The 22354-nt window shown below is 37.0% G+C and carries 25 protein-coding genes and 2 other annotated features (1 of these 27 cut by a window edge); of the genes, 2 read left to right on the plus strand and 23 right to left on the minus strand.

The annotated features are described in order from the left end of the window. Positions 1-63, minus strand: a binding site (T-box leader) (it extends 141 nt beyond the left edge of the window). 52 nt (positions 64-115) lie between these two features. Beyond that, positions 116-466, minus strand: coding sequence for a winged helix-turn-helix transcriptional regulator (locus GYM71_RS06705; RefSeq protein ID WP_103751857.1), 351 nt, complete (start codon positions 464-466; stop codon positions 116-118). Between the two features lie 77 nt (positions 467-543). Further along, positions 544-1311, minus strand: a complete 768-nt coding sequence (locus GYM71_RS06710; protein WP_220219917.1) for a TrmH family RNA methyltransferase — start codon at positions 1309-1311, stop codon at positions 544-546. Between the two features lie 104 nt (positions 1312-1415). Between GYM71_RS06710 and GYM71_RS06715 the strand changes: the two genes are divergently transcribed. Beyond that, positions 1416-1745: an acylphosphatase gene (locus GYM71_RS06715; protein WP_220219918.1), complete on the plus strand. Its 330-nt coding sequence runs from the start codon at positions 1416-1418 to the stop codon at positions 1743-1745. Between the two features lie 36 nt (positions 1746-1781). After that, positions 1782-2750: a membrane protein insertase YidC gene (gene yidC / locus GYM71_RS06720; RefSeq protein WP_103751860.1), complete on the plus strand. Its 969-nt coding sequence runs from the start codon at positions 1782-1784 to the stop codon at positions 2748-2750. 185 nt (positions 2751-2935) lie between these two features. On the opposite strand, the gene GYM71_RS06725 is transcribed toward yidC, so the two are convergent. The 21 genes from GYM71_RS06725 to GYM71_RS06825 all read right to left on the minus strand — a co-directional run bounded on the left by GYM71_RS06725 (position 2936) and on the right by GYM71_RS06825 (position 22352). Beyond that, a complete protein-coding gene (locus tag GYM71_RS06725) occupies positions 2936-4507 on the minus strand; it encodes a HAMP domain-containing sensor histidine kinase (protein ID WP_220219919.1) in 1572 nt (523 codons plus the stop codon). Beyond that, the gene (locus tag GYM71_RS06730) at positions 4485-5198 is read right to left on the minus strand and encodes a response regulator transcription factor (protein ID WP_103751862.1); all 714 of its coding nucleotides are present in this window, start codon (positions 5196-5198) and stop codon (positions 4485-4487) included. Before GYM71_RS06730 ends, GYM71_RS06725 begins: the two co-directional genes overlap by 23 nt. 144 nt (positions 5199-5342) lie before the next feature. Beyond that, entirely contained in the window at positions 5343-5906 is a 564-nt protein-coding gene (locus tag GYM71_RS06735; protein WP_220219920.1) for a DUF177 domain-containing protein, read from the minus strand. Between the two features lies 1 nt (position 5907). Then, the gene (locus GYM71_RS06740) at positions 5908-7062 is read right to left on the minus strand and encodes a nucleotidyltransferase (RefSeq protein ID WP_220219921.1); all 1155 of its coding nucleotides are present in this window, start codon (positions 7060-7062) and stop codon (positions 5908-5910) included. 6 nt (positions 7063-7068) lie between these two features. Beyond that, positions 7069-7416, minus strand: coding sequence for a ribosome silencing factor (gene rsfS, locus GYM71_RS06745; RefSeq protein ID WP_220219922.1), 348 nt, complete (start codon positions 7414-7416; stop codon positions 7069-7071). A 12-nt stretch (positions 7417-7428) separates the two neighbouring features. After that, on the minus strand, positions 7429-8025 hold the full coding sequence (gene yqeK / locus GYM71_RS06750; protein WP_103751866.1) for a bis(5'-nucleosyl)-tetraphosphatase (symmetrical) YqeK: 597 nt from the start codon (positions 8023-8025) through the stop codon (positions 7429-7431). Beyond that, positions 8018-8659 carry a nicotinate-nucleotide adenylyltransferase gene (locus GYM71_RS06755; protein ID WP_103751867.1) on the minus strand — a complete coding sequence of 214 codons (642 nt, stop codon included), beginning with the start codon at positions 8657-8659 and terminating at the stop codon, positions 8018-8020. The genes yqeK and GYM71_RS06755 overlap by 8 nt, the downstream gene beginning before the upstream one ends. 8 nt (positions 8660-8667) lie before the next feature. Then, positions 8668-9783: a ribosome biogenesis GTPase YqeH gene (gene yqeH / locus GYM71_RS06760; protein WP_103751868.1), complete on the minus strand. Its 1116-nt coding sequence runs from the start codon at positions 9781-9783 to the stop codon at positions 8668-8670. Continuing rightward, positions 9776-10300 (minus strand): YqeG family HAD IIIA-type phosphatase, encoded by a 525-nt coding sequence (locus GYM71_RS06765; protein WP_220219923.1) that lies wholly within the window; start codon positions 10298-10300, stop codon positions 9776-9778. Before GYM71_RS06765 ends, yqeH begins: the two co-directional genes overlap by 8 nt. Positions 10301-10406: 106 nt before the next feature. Continuing rightward, positions 10407-10763, minus strand: a complete 357-nt coding sequence (rplT, locus tag GYM71_RS06770; protein WP_103751870.1) for a 50S ribosomal protein L20 — start codon at positions 10761-10763, stop codon at positions 10407-10409. A 36-nt stretch (positions 10764-10799) separates the two neighbouring features. Further along, positions 10800-11000, minus strand: a complete 201-nt coding sequence (gene rpmI / locus GYM71_RS06775) for a 50S ribosomal protein L35 (RefSeq protein ID WP_103751871.1) — start codon at positions 10998-11000, stop codon at positions 10800-10802. Between the two features lie 27 nt (positions 11001-11027). After that, entirely contained in the window at positions 11028-11537 is a 510-nt protein-coding gene (gene infC, locus GYM71_RS06780; protein ID WP_103751872.1) for a translation initiation factor IF-3, read from the minus strand. 37 nt (positions 11538-11574) lie between these two features. Then, positions 11575-11688 (minus strand) — a sequence feature (ribosomal protein L20 leader region). Positions 11689-11760: 72 nt separating this feature from the next. After that, entirely contained in the window at positions 11761-12417 is a 657-nt protein-coding gene (locus GYM71_RS06785) for a putative bacteriocin export ABC transporter (RefSeq protein WP_220219924.1), read from the minus strand. An 8-nt stretch (positions 12418-12425) separates the two neighbouring features. Next, positions 12426-14441: a DUF1430 domain-containing protein gene (locus tag GYM71_RS06790; protein ID WP_220219925.1), complete on the minus strand. Its 2016-nt coding sequence runs from the start codon at positions 14439-14441 to the stop codon at positions 12426-12428. Positions 14442-14690: 249 nt separating this feature from the next. After that, on the minus strand, positions 14691-15347 hold the full coding sequence (locus GYM71_RS06795) for an amino acid ABC transporter permease (protein WP_103751875.1): 657 nt from the start codon (positions 15345-15347) through the stop codon (positions 14691-14693). A gap of 17 nt (positions 15348-15364) precedes the next feature. After that, a complete protein-coding gene (locus GYM71_RS06800; RefSeq protein ID WP_103751876.1) occupies positions 15365-16003 on the minus strand; it encodes an amino acid ABC transporter permease in 639 nt (212 codons plus the stop codon). After that, the gene (locus tag GYM71_RS06805; RefSeq protein WP_164715354.1) at positions 16000-16827 is read right to left on the minus strand and encodes a transporter substrate-binding domain-containing protein; all 828 of its coding nucleotides are present in this window, start codon (positions 16825-16827) and stop codon (positions 16000-16002) included. The genes GYM71_RS06800 and GYM71_RS06805 overlap by 4 nt, the downstream gene beginning before the upstream one ends. 3 nt (positions 16828-16830) lie before the next feature. Next, entirely contained in the window at positions 16831-17568 is a 738-nt protein-coding gene (locus GYM71_RS06810; RefSeq protein ID WP_272876715.1) for an amino acid ABC transporter ATP-binding protein, read from the minus strand. A gap of 215 nt (positions 17569-17783) precedes the next feature. Next, positions 17784-19715 (minus strand): threonine--tRNA ligase, encoded by a 1932-nt coding sequence (thrS, locus tag GYM71_RS06815; protein ID WP_220219926.1) that lies wholly within the window; start codon positions 19713-19715, stop codon positions 17784-17786. A gap of 385 nt (positions 19716-20100) precedes the next feature. After that, positions 20101-20994: a primosomal protein DnaI gene (gene dnaI, locus GYM71_RS06820; protein ID WP_220219927.1), complete on the minus strand. Its 894-nt coding sequence runs from the start codon at positions 20992-20994 to the stop codon at positions 20101-20103. A gap of 8 nt (positions 20995-21002) precedes the next feature. Beyond that, positions 21003-22352 (minus strand): DnaD domain protein, encoded by a 1350-nt coding sequence (locus GYM71_RS06825; protein WP_220219928.1) that lies wholly within the window; start codon positions 22350-22352, stop codon positions 21003-21005. Positions 22353-22354: the final 2 nt, after the last annotated feature.

The following is a 22354-nucleotide window of genomic DNA, read 5'->3' on the forward strand; positions in this document are numbered from 1 at the left end:
GCTTAATAAAAAAGTCTCTCTGAATAAATGATCGCTGCTACTAGTCTTACTTTCTGTAATTAACTATAAGAATAATTCATTTCACTCAAACTTGCAAGTAAATATCAAATTCTCATTAAACCCATTTATCTGCCCAATTATGAATTTGATCAAAGACTGGCTTGAGATCTTCGCCTTTTTTAGTTAGACCGTATGAAATGATTTTGGTTTTACTGTCAACTGAACGCTTGACAATTTTTGCTTGCTCTAGTTCTTTCAGACGCTCAACTAAGACACGGTCAGAGCATGCCTTAACGCACTGAGCCAAATCCTTAAAACGCATATAATCACCAGCACAAAGGGAACTAATAATTAGCCCATTCCACTTTTTACCAATGATTTTAAATGCATTTATAAAATGCTGACAGTGCTCATAATCTGTCCCTAAACAGTCAGAACAACCCTTAGTTTTATCGTCTTTAGCCATAATCCATTCCTCCCACAGCAAAGCAATGATATCAACTTATTATAAAAAAAACACTTACTAAAAACAAGGACAATCCATTATGCAAAGTGGTAAATAATAATACCAGCCGCTACGGCGGCATTCAAGGATTCTGCTTGGCCTTTAATCGGGATATATAATTTTTCATCACAAATTGCCGCAATCTCGTCACTAACCCCATGTGCCTCATTGCCAATAACCAAACCAAGCTGCGCTACTTTGGCAAACTCTTGTAGCTGCTTGGCAGTTTTATCTAGCATACTGCTATAAACCGGTATGGCATTGTCATTTAGTGCATTGATTACTTCAACTAAGTCAGCATTGATGATATTGATATGGAACTGGCTTCCCTGCATTGCACGCTGCGTCTTGGGATTATAAATATCAACACTATTGGGCGATAAAACTACGCCGTCAAAACCAGCCGCATCCGCAGTTCTAATTATTGTACCGGCGTTGCCAGGATCTGATACATTATCTAGCAAAACCCATTTACCAAAATTAAAAGGGTATTGCTTGGGTTGCGCTATCTTTAAGACCATAAAGATGTTTTGTGAATTTTTGGTACTAGATAAATGATGAGCAATGGCTGAATTAATCAAATAAATATTTTTACCATCTAGGTCAACCTGATAGTCTTCTGCTACTTGATTTAACGCCTGCTCGGTTCCCAGCAAATCGACAAAATTTAAATTAGCTTTAAACGCTTCTTCAATTAAGTGAAAACCCTCAATTAAATATAAGCCAGTATCTTCACGGTATTTCTTTTGTTTTAATTTAGCTAAATCTTTAATCAGTTTATTATTAACTGAACTAAGTTGTTCCATTTAGTAAGCATCTTCTTTCAAACTTTATTATAATGTAATATCTATCAAATAAAATGGTAAAATCGACTTAGACTGAGTTTAATTTTTATTAGAAAGGAACCATCATGGCATTTTTCAATAATCGACACGAAAAACAGTCACAATCAGCGCAAGATTCATTTGAAACATGGAAACTAACCGCTTCAGGTGTAGTTCAAGGCGTTGGTTTCAGGTGGAGTGTTCTAAATCTTGCCAACAAAATGGGGCTTACGGGTAATGTTTGCAATAATAGCGATCAAACCGTAACAATCACTTTACAGACAAGTCTTGACCACGTCAACCAATTTATTAAGGAGCTGCCCCAAAATGTATCTCCTTATGCCCAAATCTCAACGATTAAAAAAGAAAAGCTGGCAAATGTAGCCAAAATGCATGGTTTTCATGTATTATATTAAGTATTGACTTTAAAAATAAACATTATGGTGAATTGAATGAAGAAATTTCGCAAATATATTGGATTGGCTGCACTTTGTTTTGCAGTCATGTTAATTGTTACCGCTTGTGCGCAAAATGGCAAAGGAGTTACTAAACCTCCTACAGACTTTTTCTATGGCACAATCTATAATTTTATTGGAAAACCATTACAAAATGTCATGCTCTATTTTTCCCACGTTATCGGTGGTGCTAACGGAGCTGGTTGGGCCATTATCTTAATGACCTTTGTTGTTAGAATGGTTCTTCTTCCTCTAATGCTTAACCAGCAGAAGAAGTCGACGACACAACAGGAAAAAATGGCTCGCGTTCAGCCGCAAATGAAGCTAATTCAGGAGACAATGAAGCGCAAGGACTTAACTCAAGACCAGCAATTGACTCTTGGCACTTGGCAACGCGAATTGTATTCGCAGAATAATCTTTCGTTAACAGGCGGAATGGGCTGTCTGCCACTGATTATTCAGTTTCCAATTATGATTGGGATTTACCAAGCTGTAATGTATTCCAAGCCACTTGCCCATTCATTTTTCTTTGGCATTTCACTTAGTGAAAGATCTATTTCGGTAACAATCATTGCAACAATTTTTGCCTTTTTACAAGGATATATTTCTTTAATTGGCATTCCGAAAGAACAGAAGAAACAAATGCAATCAATGATGCTGATGAATCCGCTCATGACACTATTTATTTCACTGTCTGTATCAGGTTCAGTTGCATTATATTGGGCAGCCGGTAATATCTTTTCAGTTATTCAACAATTAATTGTTACCTTTATCATTATGCCAAAAGTTAAAAAAGAAGTTGATGAAGAATTAAAGCACGAGCCAATTAAGGCCGTCGTTACTCAAGAAAAAATTGATGAGTTGCTCAATCAATCTTCTGCGGCACCTAAGGTTAATAAACAGACGCAAGAATTACATCAAAATCTGCGTAACCGGAATAAAGGAAAACAGCATCATAAACATTAAGTAGCTTGCAAGCAAAAGATAGCTTGCGGTAAAACGATAAAAGCCTCGGAGTTAGAAACAACTTCGAGGTTTTTATATGGGTAAATTATCTAAGCAAGAAAAAATTAAAGTAAAACTAAGAGGACTAATCCCGATTAAATATCGGCTATTAGTCCTCAATTAAATTTATTAAACTGTCCTAGTTTCTATTTACCCTTTTTAGCTTTCTCAGCTTGATCACGTTCACGCAACTTTTGGGCTTGCTTCTTCGTCAGAGATGGGAATGCAATTATAAATTGGCTTCCTTGTCCTTCAACTGAATCAACGCCAATTTTGCCGTGATAACTATGTACTAATTTTTGAGCAATCGATAAGCCTAAACCGTTACCGCCCTTTTCGCGCGTCCGTGCCTTGTCAACGCGGTAGAACCGGTTAAAGATCTTGCTTTGATCTTCTTTAGAAATTCCTTCACCAAAGTCCTGAACAATAATATGAACCTCGTTTTGCGCTAATCCAGCAGAAATGTTGATTTCCTTGCGATCAGTTGAATACTTGATGCCATTATCAACCAAGATAACAAGTAATTGTTCTAAGTGTCCCTGATAAATTTGAATTTGCGTATCTTGCGGCATATCATCCATATCAAGTCTGATGACAAAGTCTTTATGAACCATTGACATGTCGCCAGCAACACGTTTCAAGACATCAGCGACATTGGTAACAGCATTCGGGTATTGAACATTAATCTGTTCAGCTCTAGTTAAATCTAGCATTTCCTGAATTAAATGCTGCATTCTCTTGGCTTCCTGAAGAGAAGCTTTAATTGACTCCTCAAGAATTTCCGGATCATCTTTACCCCAGCGTTCAAGCATATTCAAGTGCCCTTCAATTACCGCCACTGGAGTTCGCAACTCATGCGAAACATCCCCAACAAATTCTTTTTGCTGGTCAATATAACGCTGCATGCGATCAAGCATTTGATTAAGCGAAACCGCTAATTCCTGCAGTTCATCATGCCGGTGAAAGTCGCTGATTCGGGCAGTACTGTTTGGATCCGCATTAACTTCCAGAGCAACTCGCGACATTTCCTTAATTGGCTTCACGATCCCACGTACAATGATAAATGCAATTAACGTGAAAAAGATAATTGCAACTGCAGATATGCGAATCATCCATTTGAGAAGGTCCTTCATCAAGCCGTTATAGTAAGACATTTTATTGGCAACAACAATGTAACCAGTTACCTTACCCTTATGCGCATCACGAACCTTCTGGTAAGTTAGCAATTCTTTTCGCCGGCCCTTATAGACGGTTTCTGAATGAAAATTACCCTTAAATTGTTTAAATTTAGGAATTACGCCGCCGTTATCAAATACATCTTCTTTTTCAAGGTTATAAACGACCACGTTTAAATCTTTGTTTGTTAGTGAAGATAACAAGTCATCATTGAAGGCGTTATTGGGATGCTCATCAGGATTAATTGGCGGATTGCCTTGCAAAATTTTTCGTGCCGATGGTGTAAGCGCAGGAACAACATTAGATATCTGCAATTCGCCATGAATTTGGTTTAAACTGTCATTAAGCTTAACCACCATTTCACGCGAAGTTTCTTTTTGCTGCACCATTGATTGCTGACCAACAATCGAATAAATAATGACCGAAAAGATAATAAAAGAGACCATAATTGTCAAAGCGACAATACTGACCCAACGTACAATAATAGATGAGTGCTTGGTCCCTAATTTTTCCTGTTTCTTACTTCTTTTCATCATCTTCATCTCTTACCATATATCCGGTACCCCGAACGGTCTTGATATATGATTGTTGACCAGGGATGTCGATTTTATTTCGAAGGTATCTAACATAAACTTCAACAACATTGGTTTCAATATTAGAACCTGGTCCCCAAATCTTGGATAATAATTGGTCGCGACTTACAACATTGTTCTTGTTCTTAATTAACGTCATTAACAAGTTGTATTCACGTTTAGTCAAGTCAACAGCCTTACCGTCACCGCGACGAACGATCCGGTTTGCAGTTTCAATTGTTAAGTCCTTAAACTTGATGACCTTCTTTTCGATTGTGTCATCGGAAGCTTCTTTTTCGATCTTAACTCGGCGTAAAACAGCACGAAGCCGTGCCAATAATTCTTCAATCGCAAATGGCTTAACAATGTAATCATCAGCACCATGATCAAGTCCAGAAACACGATCAATAACAGAATCACGCGCCGTCATCATTATAATTGGCGTACTCTTAACTTGACGTACACGACGAGCAATTTCCAAACCGTTTAAGTCAGGCAACATCAGGTCAAGCAAAATTGCATCAAAGTCTTCGTTAAGTGCAAGGTCTAAAGCTTTACGTCCGTTGCTCTCAACAACTGTGTCATACTTTTCGTGTTTTAACTCCAACTCAACAAAACGAGCTAAGTTTTTTTCGTCCTCAACAATTAAAATTCTTGCCATTCTTCTCATCCTCTATATTCACTATTAAATGCTTAATCAAGTTAAATTTCTTTTAATAAGTTAAGCATACTTTAAAAAAGCTCTTAAAACAAGATTAATAAATCAGGATATGAATATCACTGATTTTTGCACTATTTTATACTATTATTTATCTTTATTTTCACCGTTATTATTTTCATCAAATAATGTCTTTAGCTTTGTAAAAGCTGGGTTTACGCGATCTTTTTTGCTCTTATCAAACGCTTCTTCTGAGATAACAGACCAACCATCGCCTTCGGGATAAACATTTTCTTTTTCTTCCTCCGGAGTCAAAATGGTAATTGGAATATTAAGCAAAATATTGTCCTCAATTGCAGTCTGTAAATCGATTTTATCATCGTCCACTTTAACAATTGGAATCTCACTCTCGTCTAGCTTTTCCTTAGATACTTCATCTTCGGTGTAATTTTCCGTAAAATGAAAATCTTGCTCGAAATCAACCGGTGCTAAACTGCGGCTCGAAGGAACGACGAGCTTCGTTTTAACCTGAAAATCTCCTGTTACATATGGCGAATTATAAAATAATTGGCCAGTAACAAGCACATTTTTTACTTCGTAAACCAAATCTTTACTGCGCTCTAAAAATTCAGGACGCACTTGGACTTCCTGCTTAAGTGAAGTGATTGGTTCCCTATTATTCTTAATCTGTGAAAAGTTAATCGTAAGCATCTTAAACCTCCAACGGACGTCGACCAAAGTTCTGATCAACCTGCATTATTTGTTCAAATAAGCGGTCAACCCGTAATTGTAAGTGCATTGAGCCCTGACGGCTATTTTTTTGATCAACCTTAGAAATGATATTAGCAGCTGTAGCTTTTCTAATCTGCTTTAAGTAATTTCGCCCTAATTTGCTATACCCTAACAAAAATAATGCTTCATCATTGAAACTGGCGATAATATCATCCTGTGTAACGTTTAGCAGCGTATAAAGTGCAAGACGGCGCAATCGCGAATAGGTATAGCGCTTGGACTTTATCCGTCGTAAAAATTCCGTAAAGTCACGTGCTAAATGAATTTCCTGCTTAAGCTTATATTCAAGCCCTTCACTCATTTGATAAATATCATGTAGCTGCTCAACCGACGAAGACTCAAGCCGATATTTTAGAAACGGAAACAAAATATTCCAATTCGGATATGCCTTTTGCTGGTATAAGTTTTGAACTTCTTTCTTAGGCATCCACTGCTCTAATTCAGCATTTACCTGACTATGCAAGATGATATTGCGAATTGCGCTCGCGCTTTGAACTACACCATTACTTTGCAAGTCATCATCATGACCAGCACCAATTCGGTTAATTGGGTGCAGAGACAGTGGCGTACCCAAATTATGATTAGCTACGGCATAAGCCAAAGCCAAGATAGCATTGGGCTCGTTAACTTCATGGCCGACTTCACGGGCAACCATTTGATTATATTGCGTCGAATATGTCTGACTATAATCGTTAAAGTCCATGTGACTTTGTGGTATTTCAGCAATCTTACTGCCTAAATAAGCAAAATTTTGCGTTGCATCTTCTACACCAAAGACTAAGTCAGTCACACCTAACTTAGCCAATTGATCAATACTACCTAAAGAAAATAGGTCAGCAGGCTGCACCGCCGTCGAAAAAGGTAGTTCAAAGACTAGATCAGCACCACTTTCAAGTGCAGCTTTTGCTCGCGACCATTTATCCATGATCGCCATTTCGCCTCTTTGAACATAATTACCAGACATTATCACCACTATTGGATCTTTGTCTCCCGCAATATAACGAGCTTGGTTCATTAAAAACTCATGTCCACTATGAAAGGGATTATATTCAGCAATGATCCCGACTACACTCATGCTTTGCTAATCTTCCTCTAACTCTAATTTTTTACCACTAGTCCATAACTTTTCAACATTGTAAAAGTCACGCGCCTCTTCGGTAAAGACATTAACAACAACATCGCCAAGATCAAGCAAAAGCCAGTTAGACTCGCTAGATCCTTCAACACGATAATCATAAAAGTCAGCTTTATGTGCTTCGTCAATAATTGCATTGGCAATCGCATGTAATTGGCGATTTGAGCCTGCACTGGTAACAACATAATAATCAGCTAAAATGCTGTAGCCTTGCATATCATAAGCTGCAGTATCCTCACCATGGCGATCGCTGATTGCTTTTAACGCAAAAGCTAAGATTTCTTTACTAGTCAATTTTTCTCCTTACTATTTTTTGATACTCCACACATTATAGGAATCTAATGTAAGTGGATAGATTTTACTTCGTTTACTAATTAAAAATTCGAGGGTATGTGCTAACTGATAGCCTACGCCTTCATCAAGATTGGCATAGGTTACATCTCTTGCTTCTTGCACTCCTGCAAAAGTTCTTCCCGGTTCAATATAATCAGCCATGTAAACTATTTTATCAAGCGTGGTCATTTGCGTATCAGCGGTTGTATGCCGCCTCACAGCAGTCAATATCTCTTCATCCGTAATTTTTAAATCACGTTTAATAAAATATGTTCCTACGATGCCATGCCAAATTGCGGGGCCCCAGTTGAGTAAATCGAGATCAAACCCTTGTGTTTTAATGGCAGTTTGAAAATCTGCAGGTGAAACCTGCTTAGCATAGTCATGAATAAAGCCAGCTAAAGCTGCTTTATCTTCGTCATAGCCATTTAAGTTAGCAAGTTTTCGTGCAGTTTGACTAACACCAATGCAATGATCAAAACGGTGCTGATCCATATTATTTTTTTCCCGGTTAACAATCTCATCGCTACTTAGCGGCGAAAACGTTTTTTTAAAAAACAACTCATTCATGGTATAAACCCTTTTTTTGAATATAATTTCTAACTGAATCAGGTACAAGATACCTAATTGAGCCACCCATTGCAATAGTTTGCCTAATTGAAGTTGAACTCACGTCCAATCCGGGTACATCAACCCAAATCATCGGTAATTCAGCTGATTGTGGGTAGCCAGCACGCTTTACACCAACTAAGGTAGCTAATTGCGCAATTTTGGTTGGTTCTTTCCATTGCTGGAAGTTATTAACTTGGTCACTTCCCATAATCAAGAAATATTGATTTTCAGGGTGTAACTCATGCAAATAACGCAACGTATCAACGGTATAAGAAACCCCGCCACGGGTTAATTCAAACATTTTTACTTGAAAATGCGGATTATCTTGTGTGGCTAATTCAAGCATGTTTGCCCGATCTTGCGCTGAAACGACCGGAGCATCTTTTAGTGGGGGAATATTAGTTGGAATAAACCAAATTTCATCAAGATGTAGTTTACTCAAAACTTGTTCACCCACAATTAAATGTGCTGTATGTACCGGATTAAAAGTTCCGCCTAAGATACCAATCTGTTTACCTTTTTTAGGCTCAATTTTTTCTTCTTTTAGCTCAACCGCCGGAGTTTTTTCAAAACTTTTTGCAATTGCAATCATATTTTCCTCTAAATTAACGCACGTCTAATCCCTAAGCCAATTTTACCAGGAGTATAGATTTTAACTAAACAATCTGCCGGAACCGTCACAAAACCAATTCCACCAAAAAGTAAATCACTCTTATAAGAAGTATGCAATTCCTGACCCTTAAGTTCTGGTAATTCGCTGGCTTCTTCTGGCGGATTAAGCAATTCTCCTACATGCCTTTGGTAAAATTCTGTAGCGTTTTCTGTTTTTGTCCGGTGAATATATAAACCACGTGCAGCATAAACAGTAAAGCTAGCAGGGTTACCCTTTAAAAAGTCAATTCGGCCCAAACCCGCTAAAAACAGCGTATTACCAGGTTTTAATTGGTAAGTAGCCGGTTTAAGAGGCTTTTGCGGTGATATTACTGCCAATTCTTTAGCATTTAACCGCGTAGCCAGTTGATTTTCCGTCATTATTCCCGGTGTATCAACCAAAAAATGACCATTTTCCAACGGAATTTCAATTTTGTCTAAAGTAGTACCAGGAAAACGGGAAGTTGTAATCAGATTCTTCACGTCTCCCATTTCATCAATAATCGCGTTTAATAAAGTCGACTTACCAACATTTGTCATTCCGACAAAATAGACATCTTTATCTCGTGAACCCTTATTTAGATATGAAATTAACTCAGTTAGGTTCTTTTTGTTTTTAGCACTAACTAAGAAAATCTTTTTGGGAAATAGTCCAACTCGATTAGCTTCTTGACGCATCCAATCCTTAATTTTACTTTGTTTTGAATTTAGGGGAAATAAATCAAATTTATTTCCAACCAAGATGAATTCATTATCACCCACAAATCTCTTTAATGAAGATAAAAGTGAATTAGTAAAATCAAAAAGGTCGACCACATTGACAATCAATGCTTTTTTAGAAGCTAGTGAATTGAGTAAGGCCAAAAAGTCATCGTTATCAGCATCCACTGGCATTATTTCATTATAATGCCGTAAACGAAAACAACGCTGACAATAGATGTCGTTACCCTCATCTTCACTTTCGATTGCCTTTTTTAAACGCGATGCAGGCAAGTAGCCCGCTTCTTCGGGGTTATCGGATTGTAAAACAGCTCCACAACCGATACAAATAATATTATCATCCATTTTTTAATGTCTCCTTGAATGTAACTGGATGTGAAATAGCTAAAAAGAAAAAGATAATTTTCTCAAAAAAACGATTTATTCTGGTATTCCATTTATCTGTTTGAATTAATGGCTTAACCAAAACTGATTTTACTCCAGCTAAATTTCCAGCTTGAATGTCAGTAATTAATTGATCGCCAACCATCATTACCTGCTTTTGTGAAAGATTCATTTTCTCCCGCTTTTTAGTTATAGCAAAGGGTAACGGCTTTTTAGCTTTTGCGACATAAGCAATGTGATAAGGATCTAGCACTTTGCCAATTCGCTCAGCATTATTATTAGAAATTACCACCAATTTAATATCAGCAGCAGCCAGGCGGCGATTAAGTTCATCCATCTTCTTGGCTGTTTCGAATTCATTCCATGCAAGAAGCGTGTTATCTAAATCTGAGAAGACAGCTTTAATTCCCATCTGTTTAAGCACGTCAGTATCTAAATGATAGATTGTGTCAATTGTATAACGTGGCCTGAATAACATTCAACTTCCCCTTCATTTAACATTTCCCTAATCTAATATATCAAAAAAATAGCACGAAGTGATAAATTTTGACATAAAAAAATGGCGCTAATGCGCCATTTTTAAATTAATTTAAAGCCTTTTTAGCAGTTTCAGCTAATTGTGCAAAGGTCTTTGAATCGTTATAAGCAATATCAGCTAACATTTTACGGTTAATGTCAACACCAGCTACTTTCAAGCCGTGCATTAACTTAGAATATGAAAGATCATTTTGTCTTGCTGCCGCATTGATTCTAGCAATCCATAATTTTCTAAAGTCGCTCTTGCGTCTTCTACGGTCACGGAATGCATATCTGTAAGAAACAAATAATTGTGTACTTGCAGCTTTAAATTGCATGTGCTTTGCGCCACGGTAACCCTTGGCAAGCTTCATAACCTTCTTACGACGTTTACGTGTAACTGTTCCACCCTTAACTCTTGGCATCTAAAATTCCTCCTAAATATCGTTTTTATTTAATGATTAACGCATTTGAGAGAGCATCTGTTTGATGCGCTTCAAGTCGCTGCGTGAAACTAATGCAGCCTTTCTCAAATGACGACGTTGTTTCTTAGTCTTGCCATGGAAACGGTGACCAGTAAAAGCGTGATGACGCTTTAATTGACCAGAAGCAGTTCTTTTGAAACGCTTAGCAGAAGCGCGGTGGGTTTTCATTTTAGGCATTTTCTAATTCCTCCAAATTAACTTTAATTATTTTTTATCACTCTTGGGAGCAAGCATTAAAAACATTGACCGACCTTCCATCTTCGGTTTGCTAATCACTGTAGCAATATCTGAAGTGGCTTCGGCCATCTTTTCTAATACTTCGCGACCTAATTCCTTATGAGTAATTGCTCGACCCCTGAACCTGATTGAAACACGAACTTTAGCTTCCTCTTTAGTAAGGAACTTCCGAGCGTGTTTTAATTTAGTGTTGAAATCATTGCCTTCAATTGTTGGACTTAAACGGATTTCCTTTACACTGACGGTTTTGGACTTCTTACGAGATTCCTTAACCTTCTTTTGTTGTTCAAACCGGTACTTACCGTAATCCATAATGCGGGCAACTGGTGGCTTGGCATTAGGCGAAATTAGAACTAAATCTAAACTTGCAACATTAGCTTGGCGCAAAGCTTCAGCCTTTGTTACAACACCAACTTGTTCACCATCTTCATTAATTAAACGAACCTCGCGAGCGCGTATTTGGTCGTTTAATATCAAATTCTTTGGTATAATTCTTCACCTCCATGTTAATTTGAGGACAAGAAAAAGGCGGGTAAGAAGTTACCCGCCTTTAATCAACAGAAAATATCGATTAGCCCAGAGGTCAACTTAACTTAGGCGAGAAGCGGGAAAGCTTCTTCTTGTTCTCAACTAAAGTGATTATACGCTTTACTACTTATTAAGTCAATATAAAAAGCGCAAATCGGATATTAGACTTAAATCAAATCTTATCTCTAATTATTATACCAGAATTATTTATTTCAATTACATAATCACATTTTTGCCAAACATTTTGATCATGCGTAGCAATTATGATTGTTGCCGCAGGATCAAATCCGGTTAACAATGTTTTTAAAACCACTTGGCCGTTTTCTGCGTCGAGGGAGCCTGTTGGCTCATCAGCAAAGATTACTTTAGGTGATTTTAAAATTATTCGAGCCAAGGCTACTCGTTGTTGTTCTCCACCACTAAGTGTGTAAACTTTTTGCTTCAACTGTAGCTTATTTAACCCAACATGAGAAAGAGCATTCTTCATTTTAGTCTCTTTTGCAGATTTAGATAGCTTTTGATTAGCAAAACTTAAGTCCAGATTTTGTCTAACCGTTTCGGTATCAATTAAACCAAAATTCTGAAAAATAAAGCCGAAATAATCACGGTACAGTTTTTTGCGACTTTTAGAATTAACCTTGATATCAGCGACCTTCACCTCTCCCGCAGTGGGCCTTTCTAAACCACTCAAAAGATTTAACAACGTTGTCTTACCGGCTCCACTTTTACCAACAATGGCATAACTTTTACCAGACTCAAGATTGCAATTTATATCGTTAAAAATAATTTTATCGTTAAATTTCTTAGTAAGATGTTCTACTTTAATCATTTAGACTCCTAGTTTCCATGGTTAAGCGAAGTTAATAGGTCACGTTGCGCTTGGTAATATGTCAGCCAAATAATAATTGCTTCAAGCAAAAGATAGCCTAGACCATATGACAGTAGATTTAAGCGATTTAAGCCAGCTAAAGTAACCGTAATAATCAATATATCAAGTATTAAATTACCCGTTAAAAATGTTCCAACAAGTTTGGCATTTGATTTGCCAAATACTTGGTATACAGCAATTTTACGACGATTATTCTGCAAGAATGTTGAACTAACAAACAAGATGATAAAAATAAGTTGCAGAAGCGTCAAAACAGTTGTAATGGTCAACATGAGTATTTGTTTATTAGCTCTAATATTATAGTCCCATAATAGTGTCTGTCGACTAGTTATACTGACAACATATGGATTCAATCCTAGCTGCTTAACTAATTTTTTCAGTTCCTTAAGGTGAAGAAACTGAATTGTTCCTTGGCTAATAGTCGCCAGATAAAAATCATCGGAAAGCTGCTTATCATTTGTAACGGCAATCAAGGGATCTGTTGAGATTGACGATAAAATATCATATACAACCGTATAATTAAAAATTTTCTGGCCGCTCTCAATTGGTATTACCTGAATCTGTGGATGGAGAACTTTTGAATAGTAATTGGGAAGAGTGTTTTGAGTATTAATAAAAGAGCGCAGTTGTTTTTTTGCCGTTCTTACTTGATCTAAGCGATTCTTTGGTACCAGAAGCATAATTTGATGCTTATCTATCTTGGACAGTTTAGGTTTAAGTTCACTATTTTTAATAAAATTATGATTGGCAATAATCACATTTCCACTATTTTGAGGGTTAGTTGTACGTATTCCTGGTTGAAACTGTTGTGAATTTTGCGCGACAATCACGTCTGATGCCTGTACAACCAACTGATGGGCTTTTTTAGCTACTTTCTGATCCTCATTATGATCATTAACATTCCAGCCCAACCCTAGTAAATAACTATTTTTTTGTCTGTGCCATTTCTTAACAATATTTTGATCTCTGTCATAGAGTTCATGATGATTGAGTAAAGTTGCCACGTTAACTATCATTAAGGCTAAAATAGCTATTTTTAATACATACCCAATTAGGAGAAATGAGTGAGCACTCTCTTCTCCTTTAATTGCCAAATACGGATTCATTAAAGCCAAAACCACGTAAGAAATGCTATTTAACAGGAAAAAGCTAGCAAATAATATTAATAAAAGAACTGATAGATATGGCAAAAAGAACCGCCAGCCACTTGCTGTAAAAGTCTTAAGACTCCAAATAATCGTCATCAGGATGATTATGCCAAAGGAAGCTTCCAACAGTGCAGATTCATTTTTCAGATCATGCTTAAACATTTGCCAATTGCTTAGACCATTAATTTTCATCACGGCGTATGCTTTAAAACGGTAAAGCTTTTCTAGTACCATGACAATAAATAGTACTCCAATTATTCCCATTCCAACGATCAAATCAAATTGCGAAACATTTTCTAAAAATATCATCAACAAGGTTTTTGGAGTCAATGAGGTATCTTCAACTTGTATCAAAAATTGGTTTTTCCTTAGCCATGATACCAAGTGCTTTAATGATTTCCCTTTAGCATTAGTCGAGTATAAACCATACATATCTTCTAGCATAAGTTCTTTATCAGTTAGCTTTTTAATGGATTCATTTTGATAAAGTGAAAAGTCATTACTATTACCGTCAAAATCATAAACTATTTTTGTGCGATGGCCGTTAAAATTATTAATTCGCATTTTAACCAAAGAAACATTTTCATTACGAGTAAATTTCTTCAAGATAGCAAAAAAAGCTTTTTTATTGTGCTTCTTATTCCATTTTTTAGTGTCTTTAATTCTTTTATTAATCGGCTTTGAAGCATAAATGTTTATAATAGTAGAATTATTTGGAATGGAATTATTATCGTATTCACGCATGAATCCAGCAAAGAAAATAGCTGTAACGATTGTTATTATCGTATAAAGCAAGATTTTTATTTTTCGAAGCATTTTCAACCCCTAATTACTATTGCAAACCCACTGGCCTTATTTAACAATTTAACTTATGCAAATCGTAAAGATATGCTTGACCATCTTTATAAGTTTAACTTTATCATACTAGTTTAAATTAGACCATTTACCTTCCAAAAGCTGCTAAAAATTAAATAAACAAAAAAGCCGCTTTTTAGAAAAACGACTTTTTCATACTAACTTGTTTTTACCAAAATATTTAAATGTTATTTGACTACCTAAACTAATTTAGTTTGCCATGTGGCGGTGCAAATAGCTACCTGCCATCGACAACGTAAAACAGATTATGAAATATAGCAGTGTTAATGCTGCAAACATTGGCACAATATAATTAGCATTTTGGCCATAAATCACTTGTGCATGCTGCATTAACTCTGGAACCACGATAATCGTGGCTAATGATGTATCTTTAATTAAAGAAACGAACTGGCCAATGATAGTTGGAATCATGTGCCGGTATGCTTGCGGCAAAACGACGTGCCACAGAGCCTGAACGAATGACATCCCGGTTGAACGAGCACCTTCTATTTGACCAACCGCGACTGATTGAATCCCGGAGCGGACAATTTCCGCTAGCATGCTTGATTCAAAGATTGTCATTGCAATTACTGCTGAAAGAATTGCACCCGGTCTTAAACCAATATTGGGAAGACCAAAGTAAGTAAAGAAAATAATCAACAATAAGGGTAAGTTACGAACTAAATCAACCACAAAACCAATAATCGCTGAAATAAACTTTATTTTAGAGTAACGGATTATACCTAAAATTGAGCCTAAAACAAAGCTTAGCACAATCGCAATTACCGAAATAAATAATGTCACGGCTAAACCTTTTAGTAGAAAACCAAAGTTTAGCCAAGATAAAGCTTCAATCCATGTTTGCATCTTTTTAGTCGCCTCCCTTAAGCTAACTTCTTTTCTAAATATTGCATGTAGTAGCTCAGTGGCATGGTGATGAGCAAGTATAAGACACCAATTACCAAGTAACTGTTGATTGTATCAAAAGTAACAGACGCAATTGCATTTGCCTGATACATTAAGTCAAATCCTGCCACAAATGCCAGTATTGAAGAGTCTTTGATCAGATTGACAAATTGATTGCCTAAAGGTGGAATCACAATTTTTATCGCTTGTGGCAAAACAATATACTGCATTGCCTGCTTATAAGTCATTCCAGTTGAACGAGCTCCCTCCATCTGTCCACTTGACACAGATTGAATACCTGAGCGAATGATTTCAGCAATAAAAGCCGCTGTATAAAGGAATAAGCCAATAGTTCCAGCAGTAAAGCCGTCCATTTGCACAAAGTACTTGGGAACAATCAAGTAAAAGAACATTACGATAATTAGTAAGGGAATATTTCGAAAAATTTCGACATACGTCTTACCTATTTTATTAGCAAACTTATTCGGAATAACTTCTAATAATGCTATTAACACGCCAAAGATTAAGCTAAAAATCAGTGTTAATAAACTGGCCAATAGCGTCCAGCCAAAACCATCAAAAAGCTGATTACCAAAGTGACTGAAAATATTAATCATTTGTAATACATCTCCTTATAGTTAAAACCTGGTACTTGACCAAACCACTTCTTGATTAATCGGTTATATTCACCACTACTGTAAATATGGTCAATCGCACGATTAATTGCTTTATGAAATGGTTCCTGATTTTTATTAACTGCAATACCATACGGCTCCCTGGTAAAAGTACCGCCGCGAACTTCTAAACTGTCTGGGCTTTGAGCGGCTAAACCATATAAAACACCGTTATCACTTGTTAAGGCATCACCTTGGTGTGATTTCAAAGCAGAAACTGCTTGACCATAGTCCTGCATGGCCACCACTTTGGCCTTAGGCGCCACTTTTTTGATTACCTCAACAGAATTGTCGCCCACGATTCCGATAACCGTTTTACCATTCAAATCGCTTGCTTTTCTAATTTTTGAACCTTTAGGGACTAGTAATGACTTACCTGCCTGAAAATAAGACTTAGAAAAACTAATCACTTTAGCCCGTTCAGGGGTAATTGTAAGTGTCGCAATAACCGCATCAACATTGCCGTTTTTGAGCAAAGGAATTCTTGATTGTGAAGTTGCCAAAGTAAATTTTGCTTGACCCTTAGGGCCTAAAATTTCTTTGGTTATTGCCTTTGCCATATCAATATCAAAGCCCTTTTCTTGGTCATCTCTAATATCAATTAAACTAAATAATCTTTTATCACCTTCAACAGCCCAAGTTATTGTATTGGTGGAACGAACGTTTTTTAAAGCTGACTGATCAGTCACTTTCTTACCACAACCAGTCAGCATGAACGCACTGAAAATTATGACTAGGGGCCACAGTAGTTTTTTCATGCTGGCCACCCCCTAGTGCGAAATAATTTTGCTCAGAAATTGCCGAGCTCGTTCTGTCTTAGGCTGCTTGAAGAAAGCCTGACTTTCATCATCTTCTACGATATGACCCTGATCCATAAAGATAACCCGGTTAGCAACTTCCTTGGCAAAACCCATTTCGTGGGTCACAATCAGCGATGTCATATCACTTACTGAAGTTACCTTTTTAATTACCTGTAAAACATCGTCAATCATTTCTGGATCAAGAGCTGAAGTAGGTTCATCAAATAAGAGTAATTTAGGCCGCATAGCTAAAGAGCGTGCAATCGCAACTCTTTGCTTTTGACCACCAGATATTTGAGCAGGCATATTTTGCGCCTTATCTTCTAGGCCAACCATTTTAAGTAAATCCATCGCCTGTTTTTTATTTTCTTCTTCCGGCATATGGCTAACTATACGCGGTGCAAGCATAATATTTTCTAACACATTTTTATTTTTATAAAGGTTGAAGTGTTGAAATACCATTCCTACATCTTGACGCAATCGGTTCGAATCGGTCTTAGGATTTGATAAATCTTGATTATTAACTATTAACTTGCCGCCCTGAATTGATTCCAAACGATTGACCGTACGAATTAATGTACTTTTACCCGAGCCAGAAGGACCGATTAAAACTACTGTTTCACCCTTATCTATCTCCAAATTAATATCGTGTAAAGCGTGAAATTTTCCGTAATATTTTTGCACGTCGTGAAATTCTATCATTGACATTTTTAGTGCTCCTTTGTGTTATGCCGATCATTAACCAACTAAAACACATCATGCTTTTCTTAACAATTGATTGAAAAATCAAAAGTGCATCCCGTCAACACTACATTTTGTTACCCGACCTGCAAAGTTCCAGCAGATTTTATCATTAATGTTCAAGTTGCTATTCTACAATTGTTGGCCTCTTAAATAAGTAATTAAAATTTAAATTTGCTATTTTAGTCATTTCTTGAATATGACTTAACATCTTGTTTAATTTCGGATAAGAATTCGTCAAAGCTCTTAGCTACTTCTTCTTCGGTACCATAGCGACGAACGTTGACATTATTTGCTTCCATTTCCTTGTCACCCAAAACTAAGGTATATGGTACTTTTTGGGTTTGCGATTCACGAATCTTATAGCCCAATTTCTCATTGCGCAGATCAGCTTCAGCCCTGAAGCCTTGCTTGTTGAGCTCATCGCGAACCTTCTTAGCATACTCTGAATGAGCATCGAGATTGACTGGAATTACTTCCACTTGAACTGGTGCAAGCCAAGTTGGGAAAGCACCCTTATAAATTTCAATCAGATAAGCAATGAAACGTTCCATCGTACCAACGATTCCGCGGTGAATCATGACTGGACGGTGTTCTTCACCATCTTGACCCACATAAGATAAGTTGAAACGTTCTGGCAACATAAAGTCTAATTGAATAGTTGACATCGTTTCGTCTGCACCCAAGGCAGTCTTAGTTTGAATGTCAAGCTTAGGACCGTAAAAGGCAGCTTCACCTTCTGCTTCAACGTAGTCAAGACCCATATCATCCATTGCCTTTTTCAGCATTGATTGACTTCTTTCCCACATTTCATCATTAGCAAAGTACTTCTCGGTATTCTTTGGATCACGATATGAAAGTCTAAAGTAGTAATCAGTGATATCAAAGTCCTTGTATACTTCCATGATCAATTTCAAGATCTTCGAAAATTCTTCTTGAACTTGATCAAGAGTTACAAATGTATGACCATCATTTAAAGTCATTTCCCGAACACGTTGCAAACCAGATAAAGCACCGGACTTTTCGTAACGATGCATCATTCCCAATTCAGCAATTCTAATAGGTAATTCACGGTATGAACGAATATGATGCTTGTAAATTTGAATATGTGATGGGCAGTTCATTGGCCGAAGTTCAAGCATTTCACCGTCACCCATGTCCATTGGTGGAAACATATCATCACGGTAATGTGCCCAGTGGCCTGAAGTCTTATACGCATCAACATTCATTAAGACTGGCGTATAAACATGTTGGTAACCATCAGCGACTTCCTTATCGATAATATAGCGTTCAACAACGCGACGAATTGTTGCTCCCTTTGGCATCCAGTAAGGAAGACCAGCACCAACCTTAGGATCAACAAAGAATAAGTCTAAATCACGGCCAATTGTTCGGTGATCACGCTCTTTGATCTCTTCACGGCGCTTAATGTCAGCGTCAAGATCTGCTTTTTTAAAGAAGGCAGTTCCGGAGATTCGTTGAAGCATTGGGTTAGAAGATTGACCTTGCCAGTATGCTCCGGCAACAGATAGTAACTTAAACTGCTTAATTTTACCTGTATTTGGCAAAAGTGCTTCAAAACCAAAATCAACAAAGTCGCCTAGCTTATATGCGTGGACTTCTTCATTTTCTTCTTTTAATAATTCTAATTTAAACGGATCATCCTGATATCTATCAGCTAATTCTGCTTTTGGTAAAATTACTGATTCAATTTTTTCACCAGCTTTAACCGCCTTTTTGACAGCATTTTCTAGTTGTGGCAGTTCACTGATTTTAATTTGGTTTTCCTTGTCAGTATCAACGAAAAAGCCATCATCATCAGCAGCATGTTCTCCAAAATGAAGTTCAGGATATGCCTTTTTAGCAACAGCTTCAAATACAAATGCCACCGTTGCACGCAAAACAGCTAAACCTTCTTCATCTTTATCAGTAATAATTGCCACTTGGGCATCTTGGTTAAGTTCAAAGTCAACCGGTTGCAGCTTGCCATCAACTTTCCCGGCTAATGCCGCCTTACCAAGTGAAGTTGAAATGCCGTGTGCTAATTCACCGATTGTAATTGCCTGGTCAAATTCACGCTTTGATCCATCTGGCAAAGTAATTGAAAAACCCATATATACCTCCAAAATTAAAAACAAAAAAAGTCCCAGTGCACTTAATTGCACTGGGACGCATTTAACGTGGTTCCACCCAAAATTCAGTTAGTCAGACTAACCCTCTTAATATGAATTGATAGTGGAATTCACCCATTTTAATTACTTTTTAAGTTTGAATGATTGGGGTAAAACTCATTTGTGCAACTTCCAGAATACTGTTCCACTCTCTGAATTGAGTCCTATCATGTTCATTCATTGCATATTATTATACATGCTTAATTAGTAATTGCAAGAAATTTTTAAAATTAAGTGAGTAAAATGTGTGATCTAGAATTTATCAGAACTTTAATCACTCTTGTAACTCGCGCACTAAGTCCCTTTTTCAACAAGAATCAAAATAATCTTAACGTCGCCTGTTTGGTCCAGAAACAATGACTTCTTTAGCCAAAGTACGTACTCGCTCCATCAATCTGGCAGCCTTAATTGGATCAATGGCATTTTTGGTTTCTTTAAAGTGCTCTTCCAAATCATCCATTGAAAAGTTGGAAGAGAAAAATGTCGGTAGTTGATTATCCATTCTTGATTGCAAAATAACAGCTAAAACTTCATCGCGTGACCACTGGCTCAAATTTTCAGCGCCAATATCATCCATAATTAATACATCACAGTTTGCAATCCGGTTAATTTCAGTCATTAGACTATTATCATTAAAGTGACTGGATAAGCTGGCAATAAAATTAGGAACATGCATAAAGATGACATACTTATTCATCATCGCTAAAGAATTAGCTAAACCGGCCAAGATAAATGTTTTACCGACACCAAAGTTACCGGATAAATACAGGCCTTTTTGATGCGTATTCTGCGAGTAAGCTGCCAAAAATTGCCCAATCTCAGCCATTGCTTGCTGGCGCTGCGGTGTTATTTCCACCTGACTTAAGCGGACATCATGCAAGCTGCTAGGCAAATTAATCAAGCGCAAGTGCTTTTTAGCTGCAAGTTCACGATCATGTTCCAACTTGCTATTTTCAGGAGCATAAATGATATCAATTGCATTCGTATTCAAGATTAATTTAGGCCGATAACCCTTGGTCACTGGATCTTTTTTATTCTGCTGATCTAGGTAAAATTCGAATAAAGCAGACATGCTTTTATCAATCATTTCAGAGGTGATTTTATCTTGATTTTCACTAATAAACTGTTTAATTTTTGGCTCGGATAGAATCTCGGCCCGAATCTTAGCTACATCAAGATGGTCGGCTTTTTTCTTGTCTAAAAAATTATTGATTGACTTCATTTTTTCACCTACTTCATGCCATTTTGATCTTCAAATTTTTTGAAAAAGTCTTTTAAGTCAGCTGAAGAAACATCGGACTTAACACTAGATTTTTTCTTACTCCAATCAGTACCTTTTTCAACGCGTTTATTTTGCACATAACGGGGGTACTTAACCTTATTTTGCTCCCTTTTTTGCATATATTCAATTGCTTGGGCCCCATCTTTAACACCATGTTGAAGCCAATCATGTAAAATCCGATTAGCCAAGCGGTATGAAATATTCGGTGCACTTTTTAAGCAGGCATAAGTTAAGATATTAAGCAAATCAGCCGGGATTCCCTTTTCATTATATAAACTATCAAGTACTTTATATTCACTGGCATCAACATAATCATGCCGATCAGTCTTCAACCGGTACAAAAATTGAGCTGGTGATTTACTTTTAGCTAGTTGCAATACTTGCTGCTCATTTTTACTCAATTTAGCATTTATCGGTTGATCATCATTATATTTCTTAGTTTCTTGCTTAATTCGAGTCCTAGTATGAGAGCCGTGAATGCCACTAGCAATCGCTTGTTTAATTTGCACCATATCCAAGTGATAATCACCGTGAATACTTGTCAGGGCCTCATCGACAAATTCTTGTTCTGTTAACCCGTAAGTGCGCATTACAGAGCGGATTGCTTCCCGATTACGGTCAATCTCCGTTCCTGGAATCTGGTAAATTTCAAATTGCTGTTTCATGAAATTCCAGTCAACCGTATCATGCTCATTAATAGTAGCTTTGATATTATTGTCCGTTTTATTTTCTTTTGCGGCATATTTGACATCAACTGAAGGCTCAATTGCTTCTTGCTCAGGCAAACGAAAAACTTCCATAAACGAAGCAGAGATATCATCAGCATTCTGCATACCATTAACTTGGTTCTGCTTAGACTTACTTTCACGAGCAAAATCCTTACTTAATTTTTGAAAGGCAGAAATACCAACTTTTTCTTTAAGTAAGCTTGCTAAAAGAGGCGTTGAAAAAAATTCACTGCTGCTAGGGATGCAGGTTAAGCGAAAAACAAGCACTTGACCCATGATTTCATTATTAAGTAAACGCGTCTGAACTAGGCCAACACCCTCGAGCTTATGTAAAGCAGAAAATAAGTGCTTAACATCACAGTCAAGCTGTTCTTGCAGAGCATAAATACCCGTTGAGTCCGATAGCATTGCATGCGCATTAAAGTCCTCATTTAAACTAAAATATAAGGAAAATGCTAGTGAACCAATCAACGGCTGATAAAGTTTAACCAGAACCCGCACATCTTCTGGGAAAATATCAACTCGGTTAGCAATAAAAAATGGTTGTTTGGGATTAGGGGTCTCAAACATTT

It is taken from the genome of Lactobacillus panisapium, assembly GCF_019469265.1.
Taxonomy (GTDB): domain Bacteria; phylum Bacillota; class Bacilli; order Lactobacillales; family Lactobacillaceae; genus Lactobacillus; species Lactobacillus panisapium.